Source organism: Streptosporangium sp. NPDC002721, assembly GCF_042888905.1.
GTDB lineage: Bacteria > Actinomycetota > Actinomycetes > Streptosporangiales > Streptosporangiaceae > Streptosporangium.
In genome coordinates this window covers 1-1,461 of the sequence record NZ_JBIAQI010000095.1, presented here as the reverse complement: position 1 = coordinate 1,461, position 1,461 = coordinate 1, and the positions used below count along the sequence as shown (strand labels likewise).

Here is a 1,461-nt window from a genome sequence, read left to right as displayed (position 1 = left end):
TCGTCAGGAGATGGTCCACTGCTGGGCGTTGTTGCCGTTGCAGGTCCATTGGCGCACCTCGGAGCCGGCGGTGGTTGCGAAGTTGTAGTTGTCCAGGCACAGGCCGCTGTGGCGGTTGGTCAGGGTGGAGTAGCCGCCTCCCACGGAGGTGATCCGCCACTGCTGGACGGTCAGGCCGTTGCAGGTCCACTGCTGGACGGGGGAGCCGGCGGTGGTGCCCCAGTCGGTGTTGTCCAGGCACAGTCCGCTGTGGCGGTTGACGATCGTGGAGTAGCCGTCGGCGGCCGGGGTGATCTGCCAGTCCTGGTTGGCCTGGCCGTTGCAGGTCCATTGGCGCACCTGGGCGCCGGGGGTGGTCGCCGCGTTGTAGTCGTCCAGGCACAGGTTGTTGTGCCGGTTGCGGATCCGCACCGTGGTGGGGGTGGTCTCACCGGAGGGGCCGGGGATCACGGTGGAGGTCGATACCGGCACGCCCAGGTTGGGGGTGCCGTCGGCGTTGAAGGAGATCTTCTGTACCCGGGTGGTGCGGGTGGTGCCGCAGCCTTGGCCGGGGGAGGAGTTGGCGTGGTAGGCGATCCAGGTCTCGGTGCCGTCGGGGGAGGTGAAGAAGGAGTGGTGGCCCGGCCCGTAGACGCCGTTCGTGTCGTTGCGCTGGAAGATGGGGTTGGTGGACTTGGTCCAGGAGCCGGCCGTCAGGGGGTCGCCGCCTCGGTACTCCAGCATGCCGATCTTGTAGTTGGGGCCGTTGCAGTGGCTGGCTGAGTAGGTCAGGAAGGTGCGGCCGCCTCGCTGTAGTGCGAAGGAGCCTTCGTTGACGGCGCCGTCCTGGCGTTCCCAGGCCAGGGTGGGTGTTGAGATGCGGGTTCCGAAGGCGGCGGCGGTCCATGGGTTGGACATCGGGGCGATGAACAGTGATTGCAGGCCGTCGGAGGCGAAGGCTGAGAATGTCATGTACAGGTTGCCGTTGAGTGTGAGCAGGCTGGCGTCGATCGCCCATCCGTTGTTGGGCATCAGGTTGACGATCCCGCGGACGGTGTAGGGGCCCATCGGGTCGGAGCCGGCGCTTTCGGCGACGTGGGTGCGGCGGGGCAGGCTGCCTTGTTCCACCGAGTAGTACAGGTACCAGCGGTTGCCGATCATTTCCAGGTGCGGGGCCCACATCGTGTTGCCGCCGGTGCGGACGACGACCTGCTCGGGGGCGCTGCGCAGGCCGGCGATCGTCGCCGAGCGGCGCATGACGACGTCGGCCGACCAGGTGGTGGCGACGTAGTGGTAGAAGCCGTTGTGGAAGAGCAGGGTCGGGTCGGCGCTGTTGGGTGTTCCGACGACGGGGTTGGTGAAGGACGGACCGGGTGCCGCCTCGGCGCGGGTGGGGCTGACGGCGACCTCCAGGGCGAGGGCCAGCACGCCGGCCAGGGCGAGCAGCAACACTCGCCACGCCGTTCCTCGGGGAGGGGACAG

At 68.0% G+C, this 1,461-nt stretch carries 1 protein-coding gene; it reads right to left on the bottom strand.

Annotated features, from left to right (window positions below; genetic code table 11):
- Positions 1 to 3: 3 nt before the first annotated feature.
- On the bottom strand, positions 4 to 1,461 hold a 1,458-nt coding region (locus ACFYWM_RS44705; protein WP_389927997.1), incomplete at its 5' end, for a family 43 glycosylhydrolase.